The sequence below is a fragment of the Pontibacter fetidus genome (assembly GCF_010119545.1).
GTDB classification, from domain to species: Bacteria; Bacteroidota; Bacteroidia; order Cytophagales; family Hymenobacteraceae; genus Pontibacter; species Pontibacter fetidus.
Genome location: NZ_JAAEAA010000004.1, coordinates 50,816 through 62,930, shown reverse-complemented (window position 1 = coordinate 62,930; position 12,115 = coordinate 50,816). Strand labels below are relative to the sequence as shown.

At 45.0% G+C, this 12,115-nt stretch carries 10 protein-coding genes and 1 tRNA gene; 2 read left to right on the top strand and 9 right to left on the bottom strand.

Going from position 1 to position 12,115, the window contains the following annotated elements:
- The first annotated feature begins 84 nt into the window (after window positions 1-84).
- Window positions 85-169, top strand: a tRNA-Ser gene (locus tag GWO68_RS03920).
- Between the two features lie 936 nt (window positions 170-1,105).
- On the opposite strand, the gene GWO68_RS03910 is transcribed toward GWO68_RS03920, so the two are convergent.
- The 4 genes from GWO68_RS03910 to GWO68_RS03895 all read right to left on the bottom strand — a co-directional run bounded on the left by GWO68_RS03910 (window position 1,106) and on the right by GWO68_RS03895 (window position 8,036).
- Window positions 1,106-2,389 (bottom strand): MgtC/SapB family protein, encoded by a 1,284-nt coding sequence (locus tag GWO68_RS03910; RefSeq protein WP_162345116.1) that lies wholly within the window; start codon window positions 2,387-2,389, stop codon window positions 1,106-1,108.
- Between the two features lie 97 nt (window positions 2,390-2,486).
- Window positions 2,487-3,800 (bottom strand): TolC family protein, encoded by a 1,314-nt coding sequence (locus GWO68_RS03905; protein ID WP_162345115.1) that lies wholly within the window; start codon window positions 3,798-3,800, stop codon window positions 2,487-2,489.
- Between the two features lie 30 nt (window positions 3,801-3,830).
- Window positions 3,831-6,929, bottom strand: coding sequence for an efflux RND transporter permease subunit (locus tag GWO68_RS03900; protein ID WP_162345114.1), 3,099 nt, complete (start codon window positions 6,927-6,929; stop codon window positions 3,831-3,833).
- A 12-nt stretch (window positions 6,930-6,941) separates the two neighbouring features.
- Window positions 6,942-8,036: an efflux RND transporter periplasmic adaptor subunit gene (locus tag GWO68_RS03895; protein ID WP_162345113.1), complete on the bottom strand. Its 1,095-nt coding sequence runs from the start codon at window positions 8,034-8,036 to the stop codon at window positions 6,942-6,944.
- Window positions 8,037-8,389: 353 nt separating this feature from the next.
- Between GWO68_RS03895 and GWO68_RS03890 the strand changes: the two genes are divergently transcribed.
- The gene (locus tag GWO68_RS03890; RefSeq protein WP_162345112.1) at window positions 8,390-8,725 is read left to right on the top strand and encodes an MGMT family protein; all 336 of its coding nucleotides are present in this window, start codon (window positions 8,390-8,392) and stop codon (window positions 8,723-8,725) included.
- 60 nt (window positions 8,726-8,785) lie between these two features.
- Here the strand turns inward: GWO68_RS03890 and GWO68_RS03885 are convergent, their stop codons facing one another.
- From GWO68_RS03885 to GWO68_RS03865, 5 genes are all read right to left on the bottom strand, one after another.
- Entirely contained in the window at window positions 8,786-9,250 is a 465-nt protein-coding gene (locus tag GWO68_RS03885; RefSeq protein ID WP_162345111.1) for a hypothetical protein, read from the bottom strand.
- A gap of 90 nt (window positions 9,251-9,340) precedes the next feature.
- A complete protein-coding gene (locus GWO68_RS03880) occupies window positions 9,341-9,904 on the bottom strand; it encodes a DUF4256 domain-containing protein (protein WP_162345110.1) in 564 nt (187 codons plus the stop codon).
- Window positions 9,905-10,003: 99 nt separating this feature from the next.
- On the bottom strand, window positions 10,004-10,609 hold the full coding sequence (locus GWO68_RS03875; RefSeq protein ID WP_162345109.1) for a hypothetical protein: 606 nt from the start codon (window positions 10,607-10,609) through the stop codon (window positions 10,004-10,006).
- Window positions 10,610-10,698: 89 nt separating this feature from the next.
- The gene (locus GWO68_RS03870; RefSeq protein ID WP_162345108.1) at window positions 10,699-11,247 is read right to left on the bottom strand and encodes a hypothetical protein; all 549 of its coding nucleotides are present in this window, start codon (window positions 11,245-11,247) and stop codon (window positions 10,699-10,701) included.
- Window positions 11,248-11,324: 77 nt separating this feature from the next.
- Window positions 11,325-11,981, bottom strand: a complete 657-nt coding sequence (locus tag GWO68_RS03865) for a hypothetical protein (RefSeq protein WP_162345107.1) — start codon at window positions 11,979-11,981, stop codon at window positions 11,325-11,327.
- Between the last annotated feature and the right edge of the window lie 134 nt (window positions 11,982-12,115).

Genomic DNA, 12,115 nt, shown 5'->3' with positions numbered 1-12,115 from the left:
TAGGTGGCAAAACAAGCAAAAAATATTGCCGTATAGTTTTGAAAATTGAGCGCAGTGCTATACTTTTGTGCTCGTTATTATTACAGAGAGTTGGCAGAGCGGTCGAATGCGGCGGTCTTGAAAACCGTTGACTGTAACAGGTCCGGGGGTTCGAATCCCTCACTCTCTGCAAAGCCTGGCTACCCAGCTCAGGCTTTTTTGTTTTATAGGGTTTTTAGTATTTACTTTTTAGCAACTGTTTGGTAAATAGTATTAAATGTATCGATTCATCTATTTTTGCTTTGTAACGATGACCCATGAGGAGGGAGGTAATGTTCCGAATAGAGCAAGCTTCCTGCTTAGTTTTACTGTTTCGCTGTATTTAGTTTCTCTTTCTTTCCTTTTATCAATCTTGAGTAATCGTATTCCTCAATCAGGTGATGGAAGATTATTTGTCCTGTTTTTTCTTCCAATATTTGTGCTGAATGGATACTTGCATTCACAGTATTTTGGCAGAGAAGATTACTATGAGAGCGTTGTTAACAGTTATGCCCACATTAAAGGTGGACAGCGAATTTTATGTAGGGCCTTTGCTATACTTCTTAGTATTGGTGGGGTAGCAACATTGATCGCCTCAGGTATATGGTATAGTCTGTATTTTGATAGCTTTTAATATGGAATGGTATAATATAGTTTTCTTTAACGTTTTTAAAAGATACTATAAGAATGGGAGATATAAGAATGATGTTCCGTGGCTAACAGCCTCTGTAATTATGGGTGCGGTAAGCTTTTTCTACCTGTCATCATTTTATGTCTCATATTACTACCTCATCCAAGAAAGTAAACCTCCTTTAAATAAAAGCGTCTTTTTTATTTATGGATTTACAGTATTTATTATCAACTGCTTTTGGTTTATGAAGGGCAAGAGGTATTTGGCGATCTTCGAAGAATATAAGCAGGGTTATTTGAGAAATAAGAAGGCTGAATTTTTATCCTGGATCTTTGTATTTGGAGCTTTTATATTGTTTGCAGTATCTAATAACCTCTACTTATTATTATAGCTGGTAAAGACTATTTGATGAATGGGCAAAGTAGATAATTTAGTATGTTATGTTGCACATTAAATTTAGCCTTTCCCAAACCAATCCAGCACAAAACCCTCCGGCCACAGCCAAACTATAAGCGCACCTGCTACAAGGCTAACTCCGAATAACAAAGCAACCCTGCCAAATAAAGCCCTGCTGCCAAGTATAGCGACCATTCCGCCTTTAAAAGCGATGTTGGAAAGCGCTGCTACTAAGATCACGCGCCAGCCGGTATCCAGGTCTATAGTTCTGTTGTTCATAAGCCGCGAAGTAGAAAGCGTAATGGCATCTACATCTGTTAGGCCAGAAATAACAGCTACAATGTATAAGCCACTTTCCCCAAAATGGTCTTTGGCGGCAGCTGTAGCAAGTATAACTATGGCGTAAATTGCCCCGAAAACCAAGGCAGTTTTAAGCTGGGCCGGGTTTTGTTGTTCAGGCATTTGTCCGGCACCCTCTTTCTTAATAAAAAATCCGAGCCCGATAAGTATAGCCATCAGTAGCAATAAACAGATAAGGGGAGGAGCAACTTTACCGAGAGTAGCAGGCGCCACCACCGAAACCTCAATTACAATGCGCAGCACCGATACAGCCGAAGCAATAAGTATAACGAGTGCTATTAAGTTGTTGCTGGCCTTTTGCTGGTCAGTATCTTTTGAGCGTTTGGCATAGCTCACCGTAGTAGCTGTACTCGATATTAGTCCTCCCAATACACCACCTAGCAATGTGCCGGCTTTGCCACCAAAAATTTTGTAAGCAAAATAACCCGCCAGGCCAATACCAACTATAAGCACCACCATCAGCCAGATATTGTACGGGTTAAGTACGTTATAAGGCCCGAAAGTACGGTTTGGCAAAACGGGAAGTATAACCAGCGATATGACCACGAACTGCATAATAGCACGCAGATCTTCTTCGCCAAGTTTGGCAATGGCTTTGTGCAGAGTCTCTTTAAGGTGCAGCAAAACGGCTATGGAGGCGCCAATGGCTACAGCAACCGGTGTGTTGCCAACTACCAGGTAGGCACCAACAGCAAACATAAGCAGTAGGGCAGCCTCGGTTGTTTGGCCAACATCTATATGCTTTTCGGTGCGCTGCAGCAGGTTAGCTACTACAACTATAGCCGCTGTGCCTACTGCGCCAGCAGCCAGCATCCATCCGCCAAAATCCTGCGCCAGCCACGCGCAAACCGTACCAAAAACAGTAATGATTGGAAAGGTACGAATGCCGGCTATGCGTGCATTCTGGTGCTGGCGTTGTAACCCAACAAGCAAACCAAGCCCAAGGGAGATGGCCAGTGTCTGAAAAAGCTCAAGGTTGGGCATAGATGATGCGGGACAGTATGGCTTAAGATAGGTATTCAAGTATAAAAGTATAGCCGAAGCTATACTTTTATACTTGAATACTAGGCCTGGGTTATACTTAGAAGGTAATGGTGCCCGCTATTTCTTTCAGCGATACTTCGGCCAGCTTGGCCAGGTACTGTGCATTGCTATAACGTACAGTGGCATTTACATAATTCAGCTGCGCTTCACGGAACTCGATAGGGGTAATGCTACCGATACGGAATTTATCCATCGTTATTTCGAGGTTACGTTTCGCGATCTGCTGGTTCTTTTCTTCCAGTTTCACCAACGACAGGCTGGTCTGGTAAGTATTGTAAGCGCTGGTAAGCTGGGCATTTATACTTTGGTTTATCTGTTCGAACTGTAGCTCTGCGTTATTCACGTTAATGTTCGCATTCTGCTCTTGGCGGCGCTGCAAAAAGCCATTAAAAATAGGAACAGATGCGCTTACACCATAGTTAAAACCTTTACCTGTAGATAAAGTCGTGAAGCCCAGTGCCGATTCGGAGCGGCTCAGGTTGTAGCCGGAGTTCAGTGAAATAGTAGGTAACCTGTTTGCCTTTACCTGCTTCAGATCCAGTTCGGCCACACGTCTGTTAATAAGTGCTGCCTGTAACGATGGATTTTGTTGTACAGCTTTTTCTGATAACTCCGATAAGATCAGTTTATCATCAATAGTTACATTTTCTGCTACCCTGAAGCGTGTGTTCACGTCGCGGGCCATCAGTTCGTTCAGTTGCGTTTGGGTGTTCTGGTATAGTTCGAGCTGGCGCAGCATGTTGGTGGTGTCGGTGTTGAAATCTACCTGCGCATTCAGTACCTCCAGGCGTGCAGCTTTCCCGATCTCAAATCGGTTCTGGGCAGTCTGTACGCGTTCTCTGGAGATTACCATAGCCGTATCTAAAGCTTTTAGTTGCTGCTGCTGCTGCACTAGGTTATAGTAGGTGCTGGTTACGTCGGCAACTCGGGTTAGTATCGTTTGCTGCAGGTTGGCTTCGCCCAGTTTCTGTAGTTCTTTCAGTTGGTCGTAGCGGGCAAACATCCCAAAGCCATCAAAAACGGTCCAGTTCAGACCGACGCCATAGTTCAAGGTAGAACCTTTGGCACCATTACGTTCAACTACCTGTCCACTTTCGCGTGTCTGTGAGCTGTTCTGAATGGTGTTGTTCTGAATAAGGTTACCTTCAACGGCAGGCAACATACCCGCATTAGCGCGGTTCACATTGTTTTTACTTATTTCTAGGTCATTTTTTACCAGCAGAATATCGTAATTCCGCTCCAGTGTTATCCGGATGGCTTCTTCCAGGGTGAGTACTTCCTGTGCATTTGCCTTGCCCACTGAAAATACAGACAAGGCAAATGCAAACAGGGCAGCAATTTTATACTTCATAAAGAGTATCTGCGTATGATTTTAGATTATTTAAACAGCTGCTTTTTCGTAAGCTTCGATCTGATCAAATTCCGGATGGTGCTTGCGCTCTCTCGACCACATGGCATAAATAGCCGGAATAACGAACAGCGTAAGTATAAGCGAGAACATGGTACCGCCTACAATTACAATACCCATACCCATACGGCTTTGCGCGGCAGCTCCCAACGCTAAGGCAATTGGCAGAGCACCTAGCGCAATGGCCAAACTCGTCATCAGGATCGGGCGAAGACGGGCTTCAGCAGCTTCCAGTATAGCTTCGTGTTTCGGTTTGCCCTGTTCCCGGAGCTGGTTTGCAAACTCTACTATCAATATACCGTTCTTCGTGACGAGCCCTATCAGCATGATCGTACCTATCTGGCTGAAGATGTTCCAGGTCTGGCCAAACAACCACAACGAAAGCATGGCACCGGCTACCGCCATTGGCACTGTAAGTATAATTATCAGCGGATCGACAAAGCTCTCGAACTGCGCGGCAAGTATAAGGTAGATCAGGAGCAAGGCCAAACCAAAAGCAAACATCGTGTTCGATCCACTTTCTACAAAGTCTCTGGACTCGCCGCCAAGGTCAGTTGTAAATGTTTCGTCAAGTACTTTTTCCTTTACACGGTCCATGGCCTCAATGCCATCGCCTATACTTTTGCCCGGCGCCAGACCAGCCGAAACGGTAGCCGACATGTAACGGTTGTTGTGGTATAGTTGTGGCGGACTGCTGCGCTCAGACATCGTTACCAGGTTATCCAGCTGAATTAACTTGCCATCTTTGCTGCGAACAAACAACGAGGTCAGGTCAAGCGGGTCGTTACGGTCCGGGCGGTCAAACTGGCCCATTACCTGGTACTGGCGTCCGTTCATCAGGAAGTACCCGAAGCGCTGGCCGCTTAGTGATAACTGTAAGGTTTGTGCCACATCAATTACCGATACACCTAAGCTCTGTGCTTTTTCGCGGTCGATTGAGATGTTGATCTCCGGCTTATTGAATTTCAGGTTAACATCTACGTTCGAAAAAGTAGGGTCTTTACTGGCCTCTTCCATAAACTCCGGTATCTTTTCCTCTAGTTTCTGGAAGTTTGGTGCCTGAATGATGTATTGGATCGGTTGGCCACCACGGCGGTTTACCGAGATAGTTGGCTGCTGCGTTACCATAATTCGGCCTTCAGAATATTTACGGGTCAGGCCGGTAAGGTAATCTGCTACTTCCTTCTGGGAGCGTTCGCGTTCATCTGGCTGCTTCAGGGCGATACGCATCATACCGCTGTTTACAGAACCTGCGCCACCCCAACCCGGCGAGGTGATCACAAGGTTTACTGCTTTTTCAGGTATAGAGTCGTTTACCAATTGGGTAAGCTCCTGCATAAAGCGGTCGGTGTATTCGTAAGAAGCTCCTTCGGGGGCACTTACCTGTACACGTAACATACTTCTGTCGTCGTAAGGAGCTGTTTCCTTCTGCAGTATAGTATAGAATAAACCTATCAGGCCGATACAGAAAATAATGATCGGGAAACTTAGCCATTTACGTTTCATAAAGCCGCTCAGCGCACTGGCGTAGCCAGCATTCATTTTCTGGAAGTATGGCTCTGTAAAGTTGTAGAACCTGGTCTTTTTCTGGTGGCCGCCTTTCATCAGGTAGGCGTTCAGCATTGGCGTAAGTGTCAGCGACACGAAAGCCGATATAAGTACAGCGGCCCCGATCACGACACCAAATTCCCGGAACAGTCGCCCGACGAAGCCTTCCAGGAAAATAACAGGAAGAAACACCGCAGCCAGCGTGATCGAAATCGAAATTACTGCCAGGAAGATCTCGTTAGAACCTTTAATAGCAGCTTCGATCGGCGACATGCCTTCTTCTACTTTCTTAAAGATGTTCTCCGTTACCACAATACCATCATCCACTACCAGACCTGTAGCCAGAACTATAGCCAGCAGCGTTAGTACGTTTACCGAGAAACCGCACAGGTACATGATAAAGAAAGTGGCGATAAGCGAAACTGGGATATCGATAAGCGGACGGAAAGCAATGCTCCAGTCGCGGAAGAACAGGTAAATAATAAGTATAACCAGTACCAGCGCGATAAGTATAGTTTCGGCCACCTCGGTTACGGACTTTTTGATGAATATCGTGTTATCCATCGCAATATCCAGTTTCATGTCTTCGGGCAGGTCTTTTTTCAGCTTCTCGAACTGCTCGTAGAATTTTTCTGAAATATCGAGGTAGTTGGTACCCGGTTGCGGGATGATTGCAAGACCTACCATCGGCTGACCTGAATTGCTCATCTTTGTCTCCAGGTTTTCCGGGCCAAGCTCTGCTGTACCCAGGTCGCTGAAACGGATGATCTTGTTGCCATCTGACTTTACGATCAGGTTGTTGAACTGCTCGGCAGTGGACATGTTACCGAGGGTTTTTACAACCAGTTCGGTATTCTCGCCACTTATTTTGCCAGATGGTAATTCCACGTTCTCACGGCTCAGGGCAGTACGCACATCGCTCACCGTTAAACCATAAGAAGCCAGTTTCATTGGGTCTAGCCAGAGGCGCATGGCATAGCGCTTTTGTCCCCAAATCTGCACGCTGCTTACGCCCGGTATAGTTTGTAAACGCTGCGAAATCACGTTCTCGGCATAGTCGCTGAGCTCTAACTGGTCACGGTTGGCACTCTGCACCGTCATGGTAATAATAGGCTCCGAGTCGGCATCGGCTTTAGATACCACCGGCGGCGAATCAATATCCTGTGGCAAGCTTCTTACCGCCTGCGATACTTTGTCGCGCACGTCGTTGGCCGCTTCTTCCAGGTTCTTATCCAGGTTAAATTCGATGTTAATGTTACTACGGCCCTGGTTACTGGACGAGGAAATATTGCGGATACCGTCAATAGAGTTAATGGCTTTTTCGAGCGGTTCCGTTATCTGCGACTCAATAATGTCGGCGTTGGCACCCGAGTAACTGGTGCTAACCGAAACTATAGCCGGATCGATGGACGGATACTCGCGCACCCCCAGAAAGCTATACCCGATAAAACCGAACAGTATCAGTATCAGGTTAATAACGATCGTAAAAACGGGGCGCTTTATACTTGTGGTGGATAAACTCATACTTTTCGCGCTTTACTTATTCTTTCCAACTGCTACTTTTACAGGGGTACCTTCTTTCAACGTCATGATGCCGGTCGTCAGAACCGTGTCGCCGGCCTGCAGGCCAGAAGTTACCAGCACATCTTTTTCGGTGCGGGTTGATGTTTCTATCATGGCTTCGGTAGCCTTACCACCTTTGCTCACAAATACTTTTTTACCGTTCTGCACAGGTATAACTGCCTCGGTCGGTACCAACAGGGCACCTTCGATAACAGTTAAGGGCAACTCGATGTTCGCGAAAGAACCGGGCATCAGGCTACCATCGCCGTTTGCAGCACGGGCGCGTAGTTGCAGTGTGCGGCTGCTGGCTTCTATGCCCGGCTCTATAGCATAAACGGTAGCTTTATATTTTTTGTCTGAGCCGGCTACTGTAAAGTTTAACGTGGTATTTTCTTTTACCTGGGTGGCGTACTTTTCCGGAACAGAGAAGGTGATCTTTAACGGGTCTATACTTACTAAATTAGCCACAACGGTCTCCGGAGACAGGAAGCTGCCTTCTGAAATGTTGCGCAGACCAATACGGCCTGAAAATGGCGCGCGTATAGTTGTTTTGGCTAACTGTGCCTGTATCAGTTGGGTCTGGGCCTGTGCCGATTTAAGGTCAGCGCGGGCAACATCATACTCTTCACGGCTGATAGCCTCTTTTTTAAGCAGCAGACCAGCGCGGCGCTCGTTTTCGGCGGCAAGGCTCTGGCGTGTCTGGGCCTGGGCCAGCTGGGCACGCAGTTCCGAATCATCTATCTTAACCAACACCTGGCCTTTGCTAACCTTGCTACCCTCCTGGAAAGAGATGGAACGCACCACACCCGACACCTGCGGACGGATCTGTACCTGCTCGTTTGCTTCGATAGAGCCAGTAACCGATAAGGTGTTTGCAAAGTTCTGAGGCTGCACTACCATACCATTTACACGCATGGCCGGCATGCCTCCGGGGCCGCCCGGTCCTCTGCCGCCACCTCCGCCACCCGGGCCACCGCCACCTTCGTTTTTGTTTTGTGTAATGCGGTAAGCGACCAATGCTCCAAATCCAAGTATCAGTAGGGTGTAAACGATGTATTTGATCTTCATATAGTGTGAGGTGATTTTACAGGTTTCCTCGGGCAGAGGGTGTTTGTTAGCTATAAAAGTATAATTTTATTTTCGCAGATTGATAACCGGGCTAAATGCGACTTGTTTGCCGGCAACTATAAAAATGCTGTTTCGGCATAAGCCGAACTCTTGGACTGGCAACTATAAAAATGGTTTAATCGGCTTATACCTGTGGGGTCATTTTTTTAATTTTACCTAAGGTCCGGAATTTTAAAGTTATAACGTTAAAGGGGAATTCTGCAACCTGACGGCCTTATTATCTGCGTAAGTATAAAATGAATAGCTAAACAGCAGTTTTAGCAGGTTAAACCGTACTCGGCAACAAAATAACTATGAGCGACAAGAAAGAGAACTTTTTTGAGAATGTTTACGAAGTGGTGAAACTGATACCTAAAGGGCGGGTTACGTCTTATGGCGCCATTGCCACTTATTTGGGTGCCAAAGGCTCGGCACGCATGGTAGGGTGGGCCCTAATCGCATCGCAGCCCTTTACCAAAATTCCGGCGCACCGTGTTGTAAACCGGGTAGGCATGCTTACCGGCAAACAGCATTTCGAGGCCAGCAACGCCATGGCCGAGCGCCTGATGCAGGAAGGTGTAAAAGTGGAAAACGACCAGGTAGTTGACTTTGATAAACTGTTCTGGGACCCGAGTAAAGAGCTTTTGTAGAACAGATGAGCTATACATTACACTACTATAAATGTAATCGCAAAGTATAGCTCGGAGGGGCTAATGTTTTATCTCTATATCCAGCTGCGTTTCGTTCTTTTCTGCTTTCTTATCCAAGGAAGTGCCTACAGCTACGCCAATTGCCATACCTATAGGCAAGCCAATCCCTAAAAAAGCCATGTTGCCTAAACTTAACCCAAAAGCCACGCCGAGTGGTAAGCCAAAGGTGCTCATGCCCAGTGGTAACCACAAATTACGGTAGTGGTTTTTTGTTACAAGCTTAAGTTCTTTCTCAAGTAGTTTTAAAATCCCAGCCTGGCTCGTACTTACTTGTTTTTCAAATACCTTCTCTGATGCTGTAGTCGAGTTGATTAAGCTAATTTCATTGTTGATGTAAACTGTAATCTCAGCAGGTAGCTCCCGGCTTCTTAATACGTTCAGGAGACTTTCAAACTGTATGAATTTTTTGTTTAGCTTGTTGTTCTGCTCTATTTCCGGCCTCGGGTTTAGTTGGGTAATTTCCATAAATGGGTTTAAACTATAGTTTATAGTTGCTTTGTCAGGTTTAAGGTAGTTGTATTTGGTACTTGCTGCTGTTTGCGGGCAAAATATTCTTTATACTTCTAACATACCCCGGAAGGCCCGTGCAGCGTAGTATGATTGCGCTCCGTTGTGGTACAGAAAAACCGTGTCGTAACGGCGGTCGCAGAACAGGGCACCACCCAGTTTCCGGATCTCGGCAGGCGTTTTCACCCAGCTCGATGTTTTCAGATCGAATTTACCAAGCTGCTGCAATTCGCGGTATTGTGCTTCGGTTAACAGTTGTATGCCCATGTCAGCGGCCATTTCTACGGCGCTGTTCTCGGGTTTGTGCTCTTTCCGTTCTTCCAGTGCCTGGTGGTCGTAACAGAGGCTTCGGCGGCCTTTAGGGCTTTCGGCTGCGCAATCGTAAAAAGTATAGGTGTCTGTTTCTGCATTATATCCTACTACATCCGGCTCGCCACCCGTTACCTCCATCTCGTTCAAAGACCATAGTTTGTCCGGGTTTGCTTCCAGTTTTGCTTCCACCATTGCCCACTCTATAGTTTTGTGGCGGTTCATGTTTTTCTTGAAACGGGCTTTTAGTGTCTGGAGTAGTTCCTGGTGTTGTGTGGGTTGGAGTTCTTTTTTTGCTGGCATAGTTAGATTGTGGTGTTGAAACAAGTGTCGGATAGTATTATTCTATTGCTTGCACCAACGGTTTGGCTAAACGAAGGCATAGCTTACGTTTAGGTGTGGTTAGCTGCCGAACTTTCTAAGTTCATTTATCACGTATTCTTGGTGATTTATTGCCACCTGTCGCCTTAAGGCCTCAATAAGTTCTACGGCTTCATTGATAGATAAACTTTTAAACAGCTCATTGCGGTTGTTTATACCATAGTGTTTTTGAAGAATATCAAATTTGTTTTCAATTTCCTTAGTAGGCTTAGTGGCTGGTGAAAGCTGGTTTAGGTTTTGACTAAGACCGTCTAATGTGCTGAAGAAGAATTGGTGACTATTATTTCTGAAAGCTGTTTCGCCATAAAAGTAATCCTGCACATAGTTGAAAGCAGGGGCATTAAAGTATAGCCCTTCAGTTGTATATCCCCCTGCGGCAGAGATCAACTCATCTCGTATTAATTGCAAACTGTCATCAAACTGCTTGAACACGATGATGGATTTCTCCAGTTCAGGAACATTATTTTGCTTAATCAGCTTAATATTTTGTTGGTAAATCTGATCTGCTGAAACGTCAAATAAACGGATCTTTAAGGCTGATTCATTAATTCTGTTTTTTTCTTCAACAGAATCAGATGAACTACAAGAAAGGGTAGTAAGAAGAAGTAAAGAGTATAAGTATTTCATTTAGTTTTTGGTTGATCTGTAATGGTATACCAGCTAACGGTCTTGGCCATAAGGCGGCCCAGCTGGCTTATAGGTATGTTTAGCCACAGTTATTTCTTTAGTCTGAAAACCATTTCATCCACATAGCAGTCGTAATACTGAGATGTGCATTTGAATATCAGAGAGTCACCTGCGATAGCTCCTTTAAAGTATATTTTTCCTTTCGAGATACCTGAGGCGTCCTCTTCTTTCAACTTCTCATAGTTATCTAAGGTAATTTGCCCTTGATAAAGTTTTCCTTGAGCAAACTGAAATTCTAGGCTATTTTTACCATCAGTTCGCAGGCTATCTAAGTTGGCGTAGAAGTAAAAAAGTCCATGCTCTCCAGCTGGAGCGGGACCAATAATTTCTCCTTTAAGCGTGTCTTCAGAACAAGTGAATCTTAAAGTGAATTTCTCTTCAGGATAATTCGGATCTGATTGAAATTCATAAATCGCACCATCTAATCTTGAGGTACAATTTTGTATGCTTTTGCTTGGCTTTTCTTTTTCTACCTCTGCTGATATTTCCCCAACTGGAGCTTTTTCTACTTCGGAGTTATTCTTACTTCCGCAGCCTAAAGCGATAAGTAGTACAGCAAACCAAAGTTGTTTTTTCATGATTTTAATTACAGCTAACGGATTGGTACAGGCTGTGGACGAGGCGGAGCCGAGTATGGGGCCTGTGCAGGGTTAGCCTATTTTGTTTTCCCAAATATTTCTTCTCTGAATATCCTGCCAAGCATAGGTAGAGTCACAGAATAGACGACAATCACAGACACAAACTTTTTAGCTGTCATATCTCCAATAACCAGTACATAGAGCACATAAGGAGTAAGCAAACAGAGTGTAAGTAAAAGTGTATACCCAAGCATTCTATATCCCTTCCCTCCATAGGCATAGGATTCTTGAATTGCTCCGACTTCTGTATTAGGTTCTTCAGAGAAACGTTTCTCTATATCCTCTCTAAACGCAACAAAAGTTTGTCTATTAGGGCTTTCCTCTTTTCTACTAGGGATAACTATCTTCTCGTTATGTCTTAACCTGATTGTCAACACCTCAGCTTCTAGTCTATCTTCGAGGTCCAGACTATGAACTTCACTCCATTTTACTAGACCATGCTTACTTGTGTGCAAACCGTCCTCGTTTACCAGAAAATATTCATTCCTTTTCGAGGCGAAGTAGGCTGTAATGCACGATATGACCAACATCGATGGGATGAGCCCAATCATCAATGCTTCTTTAATATTAAAATTAATTTTAAGGTAGATTGGGAGGGACATTGAAAGAATCATGCCTGCTAGTCCGATTGCTAAGAGCCTATCCCCGTTTATAAATTTTATATTATACTCCACATCAATAATATTCTTTATTAAATTCAGGCTAACGGTTTACGGCTTTGCGATGTGGCGGCATTTTAGCACAAAAGTTCAATAGAATTACTGATGTTGAATCTTGCACAAATGTTTCATAGTAGCACTTCACCCGC